This window comes from Micromonospora sp. WMMB235 (genome assembly GCF_001855515.1).
Taxonomy (GTDB): Bacteria; Actinomycetota; Actinomycetes; order Mycobacteriales; family Micromonosporaceae; genus Micromonospora; species Micromonospora aurantiaca.
Window position 1 is genome coordinate 2,416,796 of sequence record NZ_MDRX01000001.1, and the last position, 15,135, is coordinate 2,431,930.

Sequence of the window (15,135 nt, forward strand, 5' to 3'; positions counted from 1 at the left end):
CATGACCGGCCTGCACCCGCCCGTCGAGCCGTACGCCACCCACCGGATCCCGGTCGGTGACGGCCACGTCCTGCACGTGGAGGAGGTCGGGCGGCCGGACGGCGTACCCGTGGTGTTCCTGCACGGTGGGCCCGGCGGCGGCCTGGTGCCGGTGGCCCGCCGGTTCTTCGACCCCGACCGTCACCGGGCCGTGCTGTTCGACCAGCGCGGCGCCGGCCGCAGCACCCCGCACGGCGAGGTGCGCGCCAACACCACCTGGCATCTGGTGGCCGACCTGGAGACCATCCGGCAGCGGCTGGGCATCGACTCGTGGCTGGTGTTCGGCGGGTCGTGGGGCACCACGCTCGGCCTGGCGTACGCGCAGGCGCACCCGGATCGGGTGACCGGGCTGGTCCTGCGCGGCGTGCTGCTGCTGCGGCGCAGCGAGCGGGACTGGTTCTACCAGGGCGGGCTGCGCCACCTCCAGCCCGAGGAGTGGGAGCGGTTCGTCGCGCCGATCCCGCCCGGCGAACGCGACGACGTGCTGGCCGCGTACCACAGGCGGTTGCACGGCCCGGACGAGGCGCGGGCCCGGGAATACGCGCGGGCCTGGGGGCGGTGGGAGGCGGTCAACTCGTCGCTGCGGCCCGACCCGGAGCTGCTCGCCCACTTCACCGCCGACGACCAGGCGCTGCCCGTGGCCCGGATCCTGTCGCACTACGCGGTGCACGGCGGCTTCCTCGCCGAGGGCCAGTTGCTCGACGGCGTGGACCGGATCCGGCACCTGCCCGCCGTGATCGTCAACGGCCGCTACGACCTGTGCTGCCCGCCGGTGTCCGCGTACGACCTGGCCCGCCGGTGGCCGGAGGCGACGCTGCGGATCGTGCCGGACGCCGGGCACTCCGCCGCCGAGCCGGGTGTGACCCGGGAGGTGCTGCGCGCGCTCGACGAGGTGACCGCGAGGGTCGGCTGACCGGGCCGGTCGGACCCCCGACAGCCCGGCGGGCGAGCCTGGTCATCCGGGGGCGCCGCTGGCAAGATCGGCCGGGTGACGGGTGCGCTGTACGCGGTCAGTGACCTCCACGTGTCGTACGCGGAGAACCGCGCCGTGGTGGACGGCCTGCGGCCGGAGACGGCGGACGACTGGCTGATCGTGGCCGGTGACGTCGGCGAGGTCTTCGCCGACGTGGAGCGGACGCTGCGGCTGCTGCGCGACCGGTTCGCGCGGGTGGTGTGGGCGCCCGGCAACCACGAGCTGTGGACCCACCCCAACGACCCGGTGACGCTGCGCGGGGTGGCCCGTTATGACGCGCTGGTCGCGATGTGCCGCGAGCTGGGCGTACTGACCCCGGAGGACGACTACCCGGTGTGGCGGGGCGAAGGCGGGCCGGTCACCGTGGCGCCGCTGTTCCTGCTCTACGACTACTCGTTCCGCGCGCCCGGCACCACCACCAAGGAGGAGTCGCTGCGCGCGGCGTACGACGCCGGTGTGGTGTGCACCGACGAGATGATGCTGCACCCCGACCCGTACCCGGACCGGGAGTCCTGGTGCGCGGCGCGGCTGGAGGTGACGCGTCGGCGGCTGGAGGCCACCGACCCGGCGCTGCCGACAGTGCTGGTCACCCACTGGCCGCTGGTGCGGCAGCCCACCGAGGTGCTCTGGTTCCCGGAGTTCGCCCAGTGGTGCGGCACCGACCGGACGGCCGACTGGCACGTGCGCCACCGCGCCACCGTCGCGGTCTACGGCCACCTGCACATCCCCCGCACCACGCACTACGACGGGGTGCGCTTCGAGGAGGTGTCGCTGGGCTACCCGCGCGAGTGGCGGCGCCGCGGCGGCGAGCCGGCGCCCATGAAACGGATCCTCGGATGATCGGAACGCTGCTGCCGGCCGGGGCGCTGGCCGTCGAGGCGTTCGCCGACGTGCCGGACGAGACGCCGTACCCAGGCGAGGAGGACCTGGTGGCGCGCGCGGTGGCCGCGCGCCGCCAGGAGTTCGTCACCGCCCGCCGCTGCGCGCGGGAGGCGCTGGCCCGCCTCGGGTACGCCCCGGCGCCGATCCGTCCCGGCCCCCGCCGGGAGCCGGTCTGGCCGGACGGCGTGGTGGGCAGCATCACGCACTGCACCGGCTACCGGGCGGCGGCGGTGGCCCCGGCCGGGGCGCTGGCCGGGCTCGGCATCGACGCGGAGCCGCACGAGCCGCTGCCCGACGGCGTGGCGGGGATCGTCCTCACCGCGGGTGAGCCGGAGCGGCTGGCCGCGCTGCGTGACGCCGACCCGGCGACGCACTGGGACCGGCTGCTGTTCAGCGCCAAGGAGTCGGTCTACAAGGCGTGGTACCCGCTGACCGGGCGCTGGCTCGGGTTCGAGGAGGCGGAGCTGACGTTCGACCGGGCCGGCCGGTTCACCGCCCGGATCCTGGTCGACGGCACCCGCATCGACGGCGGCCCGCCGCTGGACGTCCTGGACGGCCGCTGGCTGGTCGGCGGCGGGCTGCTGCTCACCGCCGTGGCCGTGCCGCGCCGGTCCTGACCGGCGTTACCGCGATTGTTCCGGTTTGCCCGCCCTGACCTGGGGTACGGCCGAAGGGGCCTGGACATTTCGCTGTAGGAGGACAGGTCCTGATGGAATCCAGCAAGCCCACCCAGATCGTCAAGGGTGTCGTCGAAGCCGCCGTCGAGAAGGTCGGCGACGCGCTGACTCCGGACGTGCCGGGCGCTCCCGGCAGCGCGCCGCCACCGCTGGAGGAGCCGACCACGCCGCACGGGCCGCTGCCGCCCAAGGACGAGCAGGGCGCGCCGGACACCCGGACCCCGACCGGCGCCGAGACCGGCGTGCCGAAGATCGCCAAGGGGCAGCAGGGCGCGTACCTCACCACCGCCAACGGCGCCCGGCTGCGCGACACCGACCACTCGCTGAAGGCCGGTCCGCGCGGCCCGGTCCTGCTCCAGGACCACCACCTCCGGGAGAAGATCACCCACTTCGACCACGAGCGGATCCCGGAGCGGGTGGTGCACGCCCGGGGCGCGGGCGCGCACGGCACGTTCGTCGCGTACGGCACGGCCGAGGAGGTGACCCGGGCCGGGTTCCTGAAGAAGGGTCGCGAGACGCCGGTCTTCGTCCGCTTCTCCACGGTGCTGGGCTCGCGCGGGTCGGCCGACACGGTCCGCGACACCCGCGGTTTCGCCACGAAGTTCTACACCGACGAGGGCACGTTCGACCTGGTCGCCAACAACATCCCGGTGTTCTTCATCCAGGACGCGATCAAGTTCCCGGACGTCATCCACGCCGGCAAGCCGCACCCGGACCGGGAGATCCCGCAGGCGCAGAGCGCACACGACACGTTCTGGGACTTCGTCTCGCTGCACACCGAGGCGCAGCACCACACCATCTGGAACATGTCCGACCGGGGCATCCCGCGGTCCTACCGGACCATGGAGGGCTTCGGCGTGCACACGTTCCGCATGGTCGACGAGGCCGGTGCGACGGTGCTGGTCAAGTTCCACTGGAAGCCGAAGCTGGGCGTGCACTCGCTGACCTGGGAGGAGGCGCAGCTCATCGGCGGTATCGACCCGGACTACCACCGCCGCGACCTGTACGACGCGATCGAGGCCGGCGCGTACCCGGAGTGGGAGCTGGGCATCCAGGTCTTCCCGGACACGCCGGAGGAGACGTTCGCCGGGATCGACCTGCTCGACCCGACGAAGATCGTGCCGGAGGAGCTGGCGCCGGTGCAGCCGATCGGCAAGCTCACCCTCAACAAGACGCCGCGCAACTTCTTCGCCGAGACCGAGCAGGTGGCGTTCCACGTCGGGCACCTGCCGCCCGGCATCGACGTGACGAACGACCCGCTGTTGCAGGGCCGCCTCTTCTCGTACGTGGACACGCAGCTCACCCGCCTCGGCGGCCCGAACTTCACCCAGATCCCGATCAACCGGCCGCACGCCGACGTCAACGACATGCTGCGTGACGGCTTCCACCAGCACGCGGTGCACGCGGGCGTGGCGCCGTACCGGCCGAACTCGCTCGACGGGGGCAACCCGTTCCCGGCCGGCGACCGCGAGCACGCGTTCGTGGACACGCCGGTGACTGTGGCCGAGGCGCCGAAGGTACGGGCCGCGCCGGCCTCCTTCGACGACCACTACAGCCAGGTACGCCTGTTCTGGCAGAGCATGTCGCCGGTGGAGAAGGAGCACATCATCCGGGCGTACACGTTCGAGCTGGGCAAGTGCTACCACCAGGCGATCAAGGAGCGGCAGCTCCAGTGCCTGGCGAACGTCGACCCGGTGCTGTGCGAGCAGGTGGCGATCGGTCTGGGCCTGCCCGTGCCGCAGCCCACGGTGCCGCCGGCGGAGGTGCAGCCCAGCCCGGCGCTGTCCCAGGTGGGCCGGGAGTGGCCGGCCGACGGCCGGATGGTCGGCATCGTGGTCGACGCCCATTCCGACCTGGGCGACGTGCACGAGGTACGCCGGGAGGTGTTCGCCGCCGGCATGGTGCCGCTGCTGATCGCCGCGCACGGCGGCACCGTCGACGGGCTGCCGGTGCAGCGCACGTTCGCCACCGGCCGCTCGGTCGAGTTCGACGCGGTGCTGCTGGCCGGCGCCCCGGCCCCGGCGCCGGACGCGCTGCCGGCCCGCGACGCCAAGGCCGGCGCGCCGGGCTCCCCGACCGTCGACCCGCGGGTGCTGCTGCTGGTCGAGGAGGCGTGGCGGCACGCCAAGGTGATCGGCGCCTGGGGCGCGGGCGCCGAGGTGCTGCACCAGGCCGGTATCACAGGCACGCCGGGCGTGGTGACCGGTGGTTCCGGCACCGAGGTGCTCGGCGAGGTGCAGCGGCTGATGGCGGCGCACCGGGTCTGGGAGAGGTTCCCGGCCTCGGTCGCCTGATCCCGAGTCGCGCGTGGGGCGGTCCCGGACGGGGCCGCCCCACGCTGTGCGTACGCCACCGCTCACCGGCCGTCATTCATCGACGGTCGTCGTTGACGCCTTAGTTAATACTCTTTAATATTTGGGCCACCTCGAGGAAGACCCCCATCCGCCCCCGTCCCCCGGGAAGGCCCTCGATGCCCAGACCTCACCTCCGGCGGCGCCTCGCCGCCGGTGCGCTCGCGCTGGCCACCACCGCCGCGACGCTCACCCTCGCCCCGACCGCCGCCGAGGCGGTGGTCCTCCCGAACAACTTCAAGAGCGTCGGCTACATGCCGTCCTGGAGCGGCAACGTCAACACCGTCCAGTACGGCAAGCTCACCCACATCAACTACGCGTTCGTGCTCCCCAACGGCGACGGCAGCCTGCGCCCGGTGGAGAACCCGGGCAAGCTGTCCTCACTCGTGTCGCTCGGGCACGCCAGCAACGTCAAGGTCTCCATCGCCGTCGGCGGCTGGAACGACGGCGACGACTCCGCGTTCGAGGCGCTCGCCGCCAACTCCGGCACGCGCACCGCGTTCGTCAACAACCTGATCGCCTTCGTCAACCAGTACAACCTCGACGGCGTCGACATGGACTGGGAGTACCCCGACCCGGGCACCTCGGCGAACAACTACACGCTGCTCATGCAGCAGCTCGGCAGCGCCCTGCACAGCCGGGGCAAGCTGCTCACCGCCGCCGTGGTCTCCGAGGGCTACTACGTCGACGGGGTGCCCACAGCCGTCTTCGGCTCGGTGGACTGGCTGAACATCATGGCGTACGACGGCGGCAGCCCGCACGCCGGCTACGACTGGTCGATCGCCAGCGTCAACAGGTGGAAGTCGCGCGGCCTGCCCGCCGCCAAGGCGGTGCTCGGCGTGCCCTTCTACAGCCGGCCCGGCTACTACACCTACTCGGCGCTGGTCGGCATGGACCCGGCCAACGCCAACCGGGACTGCACCACTGTCGGCGGCGCCCAGCAGTGCTACAACGGCGTACCGACAGTGAAGCGCAAGACGCAGTGGGCCCTGGCGAACGCCGGCGGGATGATGAACTGGGAGCTGTCGCAGGACACCACCGGTTCGACCTCGCTGGTCAGCGCGATCTACGACACCGTCACCGGCGGTGGCACGCCGCCGTCCGGGCGTACCGGGCCGATCACCGGCATCGGCGGCGCCTGCGTGGACGTGGCGGCCGCGAGCACCGCGAACGGCACCGCGATCCAGCTGTACGGCTGCAACGGCACCGCCGCGCAGAGCTGGACCGTCGCCGGTGACGGCACGCTGCGGGCGCTGGGCAAGTGCCTGGACGTGACGAGCGCCGGCACCGCGAACGGCACCAGGATCCAGCTCTGGGACTGCAACGGCACCGGCGCTCAGACCTGGCAGGCCCAGAGCAACGGCACGCTGCGCAACCCGGCGTCGGGCCGGTGCCTGGACGCCACCGGCAACAGCTCCGCCAACGGCACTCGGCTGCAGATCTGGGACTGCTTCGGCGGCGCCAACCAGGTCTGGCGGCTGCCGGCCTGATCGGGCTTCCCCGCCGGGCGGCCCGGCCCGGCGGGGACCGGCCTCACCAGCGGTTACGGGCCTCCTCGGCCCAGCCGACCAGGCCGTCCAGATCCACGCGCCCGCCGTCGTCGGTCGCGGCCCAGCCGGTGAAGTTCCCGAAGCACTGGTGCGTCTCCCCGGCCAGCACGAGCAGGTTGGTCCGCGCCACCCGCTCGTGAAACGGGTGGAACGTGACGTCCACCCGGTCGCCGGTGATCCGCCACGGCCGCAGCCAGTCGGTGCGGTCGTACGCCCAGGTCAGGTCGGCGCCGATCTTGTGCAGCCGCCCGTCGACGAAGACCGCGTTCTCGGTCGAGCCGGTGCCGTCGGTCCACTTGCCGCCGAGCTGGATCGCCCGGCCCGGTCCGCTGCCGGCCGCCCAGTTCCACCGCACCGCGTACCGCCACTTGCCGCGGCCGTGGTCGAGCGCCGCGTACGACCCCTCCCCCACCGGGTACGCCGTGCCGTCCACTGTGATCGTGCCGTGCACCGGCCGGCCGATGTCCTTGACCGTGTACTGGAACCGGCGGGTGCTCCACGGCACCACCACGCCGAGAGACTCGTGGTCGGGCGGCAGCGGCACGGTCAGGTCCACCTCGACACCTGGCGCGCTCGCCCGCACCGTACTGCCGTCCGGGCCCTGCTCCACAGCGATGGTCAGCTTCCCGCCCCGGGCGCGGACCGCACCGGTGCCGCTGACCGGCGGCAGCACCGTGCCCCGGGCGAACGGCACCACCGCCTCCGCCGTCGTCTCCCGGCCGGTACGCCGGTCGAGCAGGTAGAGGCTCTGCACCCCGGCGTAGTCGAGCGACGACGCGACCAGGCCGAGGATGTGCGTCGGCGTGACCACGCCCCAGTGCTCCCACCGCTTGGCCCGCCCCCAGCCGCGCAGGTTCGCCCGGTGCAGCGGCCGGCGGCTCCAGCCGACCGCGTCCGGGTTCAGCCGCCCGTCCGGCCGGCACAGGTCGACCGGCTCGGTGATCTCCCGCTCATGCGTCATCGCCGCAGGCTACCGGCGGCCGCACGGGCCCGGCGGGCGGCCTGGACGGCCGTCCCGCCGGGCCGTCGCGTCAGCGGCCCTGCTTGGCGCGGCAGATCTCCACCGGCACCGCCGGGGCGCCGTCGACCGGAGCCGGGTCCTCGGGGGTGGGCGCGATGCCGCCGGCCGAGATCCGGTCCAGCGTGGCCAGCCCGGCCGCGTCGACCTGACCGAAGACGGTGTAGTTGGGACGCAGCGCCGAGTCGGCCTGCACCAGGAAGAACTGGCTGCCGTTGGTGTCCGGGCCGGCGTTGGCCATGGCGAGCGTGCCGCGCGCGTACAGGCGGCGTACGCCCGTCGGGTCGGTCGGTGCGGGCGGCAGGTCGGTGGGCAGCTCGTCGCGGTAGCGGTAGCCCGGGCCGCCCTCGCCCGTCCCGGACGGGTCGCCGCACTGGAGGACCGTGAGCGTCGGGTACGCGGTGAGCCGGTGGCAGGGCGTCCGGTCGTAGAAGCGCTTCCGGACCAGGTGCAGGAAGCTCTGCACGGTGCACGGCGCCTGCTCGCGGTCCAGCGTCAGCCCGATCGGCCCCTGGTTGGTGCGCAGCGTGACCCGCACGGTGCCCCGGTCCGGCGTGCGGCGCGGGTCCGGCGGCAGCGGCACCGGACGGGCGGCCGGCTCGTCCGGCGTCGGGGTGTACGCGCACGGCCCCTTCGTGGGCGCCGGGTCGGCGGCGGGTGCCGCGGTCGCGGCGACACCTGCGGCGGCGACGATCGTCGCGGCGGCCACGCTCACCCCGGCGAGGCGGGCCAGCAGGGGTAATGCGGCGTGCGTTCGGGTTTCGCTCGACACGGTGGTCCTCCCTGGACTCGTGGTACCAGAACGACCGGAGTCTATGGATCGGGTCACCCGATGTCGACGCGGGCGCTCCGGCGGGTCGAAAGTCGGTTGCCGCCCCGGGGCCGCCTCCGCGAGGCTGAGCGGCATGACGTTCTGACGGATCGCATCCCCGCCCGCAGGCCCTCCGCGCCGCCTGCCGTCCGCCGTCCTCCGCGTTCTCCTCCAGAAACGAGCGTCTGTGTCCGCGTACCCCTCCGGGCGGGCCGTCGTGCCCGCCACCGTCTCCGTCTTCTCCTCCCCCGGCAGCTGGATCGAGTCCGCCGCGCTCGACCAGTGCCGTCAGGTCGCCGCCCTGGACGGCATGGCGCACGTCGCCGCCATGCCCGACCTGCACCCCGGCAAGGGCGCGCCGATCGGCGCCGCGATGTCCTCGACCGTGCTCTACCCGTTCCTCGTCGGCTCCGACATCGGGTGCGGCATCGCGGTCTTCCCGATCGCGCTGCGCCGGGTCGTACCCGAGCGGCTCGCGGCCCGGTTCCCCGACCTGGACCGGGCGCTCGACCCGGACCGGGACGCCGACGACCCGGCCTGGTCGGTGCTCGACGGCGACGTGCCGGCCGGTCACCTCGACGGTCTCGGCACCGTCGGGCGCGGCAACCACTTCGTCGAACTGGCCCGCGTCGGGCCGATCCTCGCGGCGGAGCACGCCGCGCGGCTCGGACTGGACGCCGGTGACCTGGTGCTCGTGGTGCACTCCGGGTCGCGCGGGCTGGGCGAACGGATCCTGCGCGAGCACACCGAGACGCACGGCGCCGGTCCCGCGCCCGACCCGGACGCCTACCTGGCCCGGCACGACGCGGCAGTACGGTGGGGGTCGCTCAACCGGCGGCTGCTGGCCGCGCGGGTCGCGTACGCGCTCGGCGCCGAACCCACCGAACCGGTCGTCGACCAGTGCCACAACCTGGTCGAGATCCGCGACGGGCGCTACCTGCACCGCAAGGGCGCGGCGCCGGGCGACGGCCGGGACGTGCTGATCGCCGGCACCCGTGGCACGCCGTCCTACCTGGTGGCGGCGCACGCCGGGCCGGACGCCGGTTACTCGGTGGCCCACGGCGCCGGGCGCAAGATGTCCCGCGCCGACGCGCTGCGCCGGGGCCGGGCCAAGCACACCGTCGAGGAACTGCGCCGTACGCCGGTCGGCTCGATCGTGGTGTGCGGCGACCGGCAGTTGCTGTTCGAGGAGGCGCCCACCGCCTACAAGCGCATCGAGCAGGTCATCGGCGACCTGGTGGCGCACGACCTCGCCACACCGGTCACCACAACGGTTCCGCTGGTCACCTACAAGACGCCGGACGTGGGCCGCCGCGACGAGCGCCGGAAGGGCCGCCGGTGACCGAGCTGCTGCTGTCCGCCGGACGCGGACCGGCCGAGTGCGCGTGGGCGCTGGCCCGGCTGCTGTCCCGCCTGGAGGGCGAGGCGGTCCGGCGGGGCCTGCGTACCGAACGGGTCGAGACGGTGCCCGGCGACCGGGCCGGCACCTACCGGTCGGTGCTGGTCCGGATCACCGGCGCCGGGGCGGAGGCGTTCGCGGCCGGGTGGACCGGCACGCTCTGCTGGCAGGCGCCCAGCCCGTACCGGACGGGCCACGGCCGGAAGAACTGGTACGTCACCGCGCGGACGTGCCGGACCGACGTGGTGGTCACGCCGTTCCACGAGGCCGACGTCGAGTTCGTGCCGTGCCGCACCGGCGGGCCGGGCGGCCAGCACCGCAACAAGGCGAGCACCGCCGTCCGGGCCACGCACCGCCCGTCCGGCCGGACCGTGGTGGTGGACACCGAACGGCACCTGCACCTCAACCGCCGGATCGCGGTCGAGCTGCTGCGGCAGCGGATCGCCGCCGACGACGAGGCGGCCCGGCGCGCGGGCGTCGACGCCCGCTGGCGGGTCCACGACGAGCTCGTGCGCGGTGACCCGGTACGGGTGGAACGTCCCTGACACGGCCCGGTCCGCCGCGCGTGAGGGCCCCGGCTACCGTGGGCGCGGCGGACGGGCAGCCCGGCTCGCCGGCGTACGGCGCGCGAGGAGGACTGATGCGGCGGAGAAGGAGCGGCCACTACAGCGCGTACTCCGCCGACCCCGGGCAGGTCACCGACGGCGCCCGCGACATGGACCGCGTCCGGTGAACCCGCTCGTGCAGCGCTTCCGCGCCGTGGTCGCGATGTGGATCCTCGTCGGCTCGGGCGGGTTCCTGCTGGCCGGGTTCCTCGGCCTCGCTCTGCTGACCCAGACGGGTCCGTTCGCGGCCGCGGCGCTGCGTGGCGCCTCGACGAGCTGGCCCTGCCGGTGACCGGGATGCGCCTGCACGTGGGCTGTGCCATGTGGACGCACAAGTCCTGGTCCGGCCGCTTCCTGCCGCACCCGCTGCCCGCACACGAGCGGCTGCGCGCGTACGCCGGGTGGTGCGACGCCGTGGAGGGCAACACCACGTTCTACGCCACCCCGGCCCGGGAGACGGTGGCGTCCTGGGCCGACCAGACCGAGCCGGGCTTCCGTTTCCTGCCGAAGCTGCCGAAGGTGGTCACCCACGAGCGCCGGCTCACCGGCGGCGAGGCCGAACTGCGGGCGTTCCTGCACGCGATGGAGCCGCTCGGCCCCCGGGCCGACGCGCTCTGGATCCAGCTGCCCGGCTCGTTCGGCCCCGGCGACGTGCCCGACCTCGACCGGTTCCTGCGCACGCTGCCCACCACCCACAGGTACGCCGTCGAGGTCCGCCACCCCGCCTTCTTCACCGAGCCCGGTGCGGTACGTGCGCTGGAGGCGACGCTGCACCGGGCCGGCGCGGAGTGGATCCCGTTCGACACCACAGCGTTCTTCCGGACGCCGCCGACGAGCGACGCCGAGCGGGAGGCGTGGACGCGCAAGCCGCGCCTGCCGCTGCGTACCCGGGCGCTGACCGACCGGCCGATCGTGCGCTACCTGGGCCGCGACGACCCGGCCCGCACGGTCGAGGGCTGGCAGCCGTGGCTGGACGTGGTGACCGGCTGGCTGCGGGAGGGCCGCTCGCCGACCGTGTTCGTGCACACGCCGGACAACGCCGACGCGCCCGAGCTGGCCCGCCGCTTCCACGACCAGGTCCGCGAGCGGGTGCCCGGGCTCGCGCCGCTGCCCGAGCCGGAGCCGGTCGGCCCGGCCACGCTGTTCTGAGCGCCGGGTGGGATCGCCGCCAGCCCGCTCAGCCCGCTCAGCCCGCTCAGCCCGCTCAGCCTGCCCGGCCGCCCTCGGGCGGGGGCAGGCGGTCGTCGTACGCGCCGGACCGTCCCGCGTACCGCTCCCCGCGCAGGAACGGCAGCGGGTTCGGGGTGCAGCCGTGCAGGCCGAGCGTCTGCTGCTGCATCACCGGCGCCGGACGTCCCCGCCCCGGGCAGCGCTCGTGCCCGTGACCCAGACGGTGGCCGACCTCGTGGTTGACCACGTACCGGCGGTACGCCGCGAGATCGCTGCCGTAGGCGGGCGCGCCGCGCACCCAGCGGGCCACGTTGACCACCACCCGGTCCCCGCTACGGCAGGACGTGTACCGGTCCGGCCCGTCCCCGCACAGGTCGTCGCGCGTACCGGGAGTGGCGAGGTAGACGGTGAAGTCGGCGGGCCCGCGGGCGCCGACGCGGCGCAGGGCGATCCGTCCGTCGGTCGTCCAGCCACCCGGGCCGGTGAGGATGCCGGTGACCTGCGCCGCGAAATCGGCCGGTGGCAGACCGGTGATGTCGCGCTCCACCGCCACCCGGTAGCGCAGCAGCCGGCCCGTACCCCCGCCGGTGGCCGGCTCGGCGGCGGCGAACCGCCACTCGTCGCCGCCGTCGGCGGGATAGCCGATCCGCGCCGGACGGGACCGGACGGGCGCCGCCGCCGACGCGGACGGCACGGCGGCGGACGGCCCGGCCGGTCCGGACGGCGCGACTGCGGGCTGATCGGCCACGGCCGGTGTGCAGCCGGCCAGCGACACCGCCAGCGCGATCACGGCGGCGCCGCCGCGTGTCCGGTCCACGGTCCTGGTCATCTCGTCTCCCCTCGGCACCCGGTCGGGGGCACGGGGATGAGGACGGGTGACCCGTCGCGGAAGTTGGTCCGGCGGGGACTCAACCTTTTCCGCGTCCCGCACGTCCCTACCGGGGTGAGAGGTGCAGAGGACCGGCATGGCCCGGGGTGACGCGGAGTTCGTCGAGTTCGCGCGGGCATCCTCGGCGCGGCTGACGCATGCCGCGTTCCTCATGACCGGCAACCACCACCACGCCGAGGACGCCGCCCAGACCGCGCTGGTGCGCACGTACGCGTCCTGGTCCCGGATCCGCAACGGCGACCCGTACGGCTACGCCCGGTCGGTGCTGGTGAACCACCTCGTCGACACCTGGCGGCGGCCGATCCGCGAGTACCCGAGCGACGACCTGCCGGAACGGCGCGGCGGCGACATGGCCGAGGAGGTGGCGACCCGGCGGTGGCTGGTCACCGCGCTCGGCACGCTCACCGCCCGTGAACGCGCCGTCGTCGTCCTGCGCCACTACTTCGACCTGCCGGAGGCCCAGGTGGCCCGCGAACTCGACGTGTCCGTCGGCACCGTCAAGAGCACCTCGTCGCGGGCGCTGGAGAAGCTGCGTACCGCCGGTCTGTCCGCGCCGCGACCGCAGGAGACGTGCCGGTGACCGAGATGGACGAGCTGCGCCGGGTGATGCGGGCGACCGAGCGGGCCGACGGCCTGGACATCGCGGACATCATGCGCCGGGGACGCCGGCTGCGCCGCCGCCGGCGGATCGGCGCGGGGGTCGCGGCGGCGGTGGCGACGGTCGCGGTGGCCGTCGGGGTCGGCGCCGTGGCGACGCGGCCCGGCCCGCCGGACCTCCCGGCCGGGGAGCCGGTCGCCACCGCGTCCGCCGACACTCCCCCGCCCACGCCGACCGCCGCGCCGGCTCCGACCGAGGCGCCACCGCGACCGCTCGGGACGGTCGTGGACAGCGGCATCCGGTACGGCGCCGACGAGCGCGTGTTCTTCATGGTCCCGGTCGACGTGCCGCAACTGCCGCGCGTGACGATCGGCCTGGTCGCCGGCCGCCGTGCGCCGGACGGCCGCCTGACGTCGGACTTCCTGGTCAACGACGTGTCCGGCAGCGACCGCCGGCCGGGGTTCCACGAGATCGGGTACGACCAGCAGCGGGTGCCCACCGACGCGTCGATCCCCACGTTCGGCTACTTCGTCGGTCCGGCGGCCCGCATCGTCGGGACCGTCGACGGCCGGCAGGTCGAGGCGAGGCTGGTCCGCTGGAGCGAGGACCCCGATGTGGTGATCTTCTGGTTCGACCCGACGACCCTCACCCCGGGAACCCCCCTGGACGGCATCACCGCCCGCACCGCCCAGGGCCGCCGCCTGTAGCCCGGCCCCTCTCCCCTTCTCCCGTCTCTCCCCCGGATGATCAAGGAGTTTGCGGCCCGAAACCGCCCCGGCGAGGACACAAACTCCTTGATCACCGGCGTCAGGAGGCCGAGCTACGTGGATCTTGGTACGGAGCCGCCCTCATGAGGGCGCGCTCGCACCAAGATCCACGGCCGCTCAGGGTGTGGGGAGGCCTGACGCGTCGGAGAGGGGCGGGTGGGGCGGGGGGCCGGTCGGCGGCGGTGATCATGCGCTTTCTGCCCGGTCAGACGGGGCATTTCCGACATCGGCGGGGCCGCAAGTGCAAGATCGCGGGGAGCGGGTGGGGGCGGGAGGGCGGGGGCGGGCGGGGGCGGGGCGGGAGGTGGGGCGGGTGGGTGTGAGGATCGGGGCATGCGTGCTGTGGTGTTCGAGCAGTTCGGGGTACGGCCGGAGGTCCGGGAGGTGGGCGACCCGGCGCCGGCGCCGGACGGGGTGGTCGTCCGGGTCGGCGCGACCGGCCTGTGCCGCAGCGACTGGCACGGCTGGCAGGGCCACGACCCGGACATCCGCCTGCCGCACGTGCCGGGGCACGAGTTCGCCGGTGTCGTCGTGGCCACCGGCGCGGACGTACGCGGCTGGCGGCCCGGCGACCGGGTGACAGCGCCGTTCGTCTGCGCGTGCGGGCGGTGCCCGTCCTGCCTGGCCGGCGACCAGCAGGTCTGCGAGCGGCAGACCCAGCCGGGCTTCACCGGGTGGGGCTCGTTCGCCGACCTGGTCGCGGTACGGCACGCCGACGTCAACCTGGTCCGGCTGCCGGACGAGCTGGACGAGGCGGCCGCTGCCGCGCTCGGCTGCCGGTTCGCCACCGCGTTCCGGGCCGTCGTCGCGCAGGGCCGGGTCGCGGCGGGCGAGTGGATGGCCGTGCACGGCTGCGGCGGCGTCGGCCTGTCCGCGGTCATGGTGGCGACGGCGAGCGGGGCGCGGGTGGTGGCGGTGGACGTGTCGTCCGGCGCGCTGGAGCTGGCCCGCCGCAGCGGCGCCGCGGTCTGCGTGGACGCGAGCGCGCTCGGCGGTCCCGCCGAGGTGGCCGCCGCGATCCGGGAGGCCACCGGCGGGGGCGCCCACCTGTCGCTGGACGCGCTCGGCAGTCACGCCACCTGCGTCGCGTCGATCGAGGGCCTGCGCCGGCGCGGCCGGCACGTGCAGGTCGGGCTGCTGCCCGCCGCGCAGGGCCGGCCCGCGCTGCCGATGGACCTGGTGATCGCGTACGAGCTGGAGCTGCGCGGCAGCCACGGCATGCCGGCGCACGCGTACCCGGAGATGCTGCGGCTGGTCACCGCCGGGGTGCTGCGCCCGGCCGAGCTGGTCACCCGCACCATCGACCTCGACGCCGCGCCTGACGCGCTGGCCACGATGGACCGGCCGGCCACCGCCGGGATGTGCCTGATCCGGCCCTGAGACGGGCACGGGCCGGCCCGGCGCCG

General features: G+C 74.5%; 15 protein-coding genes. 12 read left to right on the top strand and 3 right to left on the bottom strand.

Annotated elements, in window-relative coordinates:
- Position 1: 1 nt before the first annotated feature.
- The 5 genes from pip (at position 2) to BFV98_RS09815 (ending at position 6,412) form a co-directional block, all read left to right on the top strand.
- Positions 2-952, top strand: a complete 951-nt coding sequence (gene pip, locus BFV98_RS09795; RefSeq protein WP_013285225.1) for a prolyl aminopeptidase — start codon at positions 2-4, stop codon at positions 950-952.
- Positions 953-1,027: 75 nt separating this feature from the next.
- A complete protein-coding gene (locus tag BFV98_RS09800; protein WP_071095936.1) occupies positions 1,028-1,852 on the top strand; it encodes a metallophosphoesterase in 825 nt (274 codons plus the stop codon).
- Positions 1,849-2,511, top strand: coding sequence for a 4'-phosphopantetheinyl transferase (locus tag BFV98_RS09805; protein WP_071095938.1), 663 nt, complete (start codon positions 1,849-1,851; stop codon positions 2,509-2,511). Before BFV98_RS09800 ends, BFV98_RS09805 begins: the two co-directional genes overlap by 4 nt.
- 92 nt (positions 2,512-2,603) lie before the next feature.
- Positions 2,604-4,865, top strand: coding sequence for a catalase (locus tag BFV98_RS09810; protein ID WP_071095940.1), 2,262 nt, complete (start codon positions 2,604-2,606; stop codon positions 4,863-4,865).
- 176 nt (positions 4,866-5,041) lie between these two features.
- Positions 5,042-6,412 (top strand): glycosyl hydrolase family 18 protein, encoded by a 1,371-nt coding sequence (locus BFV98_RS09815; RefSeq protein ID WP_071095942.1) that lies wholly within the window; start codon positions 5,042-5,044, stop codon positions 6,410-6,412.
- A gap of 43 nt (positions 6,413-6,455) precedes the next feature.
- On the opposite strand, the gene BFV98_RS09820 is transcribed toward BFV98_RS09815, so the two are convergent.
- Positions 6,456-7,433, bottom strand: a complete 978-nt coding sequence (locus BFV98_RS09820) for a DUF2804 domain-containing protein (protein ID WP_071095944.1) — start codon at positions 7,431-7,433, stop codon at positions 6,456-6,458.
- A 70-nt stretch (positions 7,434-7,503) separates the two neighbouring features.
- Positions 7,504-8,262: a peptidylprolyl isomerase gene (locus tag BFV98_RS09825; RefSeq protein ID WP_013474698.1), complete on the bottom strand. Its 759-nt coding sequence runs from the start codon at positions 8,260-8,262 to the stop codon at positions 7,504-7,506.
- A 226-nt stretch (positions 8,263-8,488) separates the two neighbouring features.
- Here BFV98_RS09825 and BFV98_RS09830 point away from each other — a divergent pair, with 226 nt between their 5' ends.
- The 4 genes from BFV98_RS09830 to BFV98_RS09840 all read left to right on the top strand — a co-directional run bounded on the left by BFV98_RS09830 (position 8,489) and on the right by BFV98_RS09840 (position 11,454).
- Entirely contained in the window at positions 8,489-9,643 is a 1,155-nt protein-coding gene (locus BFV98_RS09830; RefSeq protein WP_013474697.1) for an RNA ligase RtcB family protein, read from the top strand.
- On the top strand, positions 9,640-10,245 hold the full coding sequence (prfH, locus tag BFV98_RS09835; RefSeq protein WP_071095946.1) for a peptide chain release factor H: 606 nt from the start codon (positions 9,640-9,642) through the stop codon (positions 10,243-10,245). Before BFV98_RS09830 ends, prfH begins: the two co-directional genes overlap by 4 nt.
- A gap of 184 nt (positions 10,246-10,429) precedes the next feature.
- Positions 10,430-10,597, top strand: coding sequence for a hypothetical protein (locus BFV98_RS32235; protein WP_013474695.1), 168 nt, complete (start codon positions 10,430-10,432; stop codon positions 10,595-10,597).
- Between the two features lie 29 nt (positions 10,598-10,626).
- Entirely contained in the window at positions 10,627-11,454 is an 828-nt protein-coding gene (locus BFV98_RS09840) for a DUF72 domain-containing protein (protein WP_198039697.1), read from the top strand.
- 55 nt (positions 11,455-11,509) lie between these two features.
- Here BFV98_RS09840 and BFV98_RS09845 read toward each other — a convergent pair whose 3' ends face one another.
- Positions 11,510-12,304 carry a DUF3152 domain-containing protein gene (locus BFV98_RS09845; protein WP_071095948.1) on the bottom strand — a complete coding sequence of 265 codons (795 nt, stop codon included), beginning with the start codon at positions 12,302-12,304 and terminating at the stop codon, positions 11,510-11,512.
- A 136-nt stretch (positions 12,305-12,440) separates the two neighbouring features.
- Between BFV98_RS09845 and BFV98_RS09850 the strand changes: the two genes are divergently transcribed.
- The 3 genes from BFV98_RS09850 (at position 12,441) to BFV98_RS09860 (ending at position 15,109) form a co-directional block, all read left to right on the top strand.
- Complete coding sequence (locus BFV98_RS09850; protein WP_013285212.1) at positions 12,441-12,944, top strand: SigE family RNA polymerase sigma factor; 504 nt, start codon at positions 12,441-12,443, stop codon at positions 12,942-12,944.
- A 5-nt stretch (positions 12,945-12,949) separates the two neighbouring features.
- A complete protein-coding gene (locus BFV98_RS09855; protein WP_232236789.1) occupies positions 12,950-13,669 on the top strand; it encodes a hypothetical protein in 720 nt (239 codons plus the stop codon).
- 393 nt (positions 13,670-14,062) lie between these two features.
- Complete coding sequence (locus BFV98_RS09860; protein WP_071095950.1) at positions 14,063-15,109, top strand: zinc-dependent alcohol dehydrogenase family protein; 1,047 nt, start codon at positions 14,063-14,065, stop codon at positions 15,107-15,109.
- The last annotated feature ends 26 nt before the right edge of the window (positions 15,110-15,135 follow it).

Bases quoted from the DNA above. Each gene is read 5' to 3' on its own strand.
- pip (WP_013285225.1), top strand. From the start codon at position 2: ATGACCGGCCTGCACCCGCCCGTCGAGCCGTACGCCACCCACCGGATC.
- BFV98_RS09805 (WP_071095938.1), top strand. From the start codon at position 1,849: ATGATCGGAACGCTGCTGCCGGCCGGGGCGCTGGCCGTCGAGGCGTTC.
- BFV98_RS09810 (WP_071095940.1), top strand. From the start codon at position 2,604: ATGGAATCCAGCAAGCCCACCCAGATCGTCAAGGGTGTCGTCGAAGCC.
- BFV98_RS09815 (WP_071095942.1), top strand. From the start codon at position 5,042: ATGCCCAGACCTCACCTCCGGCGGCGCCTCGCCGCCGGTGCGCTCGCG.
- BFV98_RS09820 (WP_071095944.1), bottom strand. From the start codon at position 7,433: ATGACGCATGAGCGGGAGATCACCGAGCCGGTCGACCTGTGCCGGCCG.
- BFV98_RS09840 (WP_198039697.1), top strand. From the start codon at position 10,627: ATGTGGACGCACAAGTCCTGGTCCGGCCGCTTCCTGCCGCACCCGCTG.
- BFV98_RS09845 (WP_071095948.1), bottom strand. From the start codon at position 12,304: ATGACCAGGACCGTGGACCGGACACGCGGCGGCGCCGCCGTGATCGCG.
- BFV98_RS09850 (WP_013285212.1), top strand. From the start codon at position 12,441: ATGGCCCGGGGTGACGCGGAGTTCGTCGAGTTCGCGCGGGCATCCTCG.
- BFV98_RS09855 (WP_232236789.1), top strand. From the start codon at position 12,950: ATGGACGAGCTGCGCCGGGTGATGCGGGCGACCGAGCGGGCCGACGGC.
- BFV98_RS09860 (WP_071095950.1), top strand. From the start codon at position 14,063: ATGCGTGCTGTGGTGTTCGAGCAGTTCGGGGTACGGCCGGAGGTCCGG.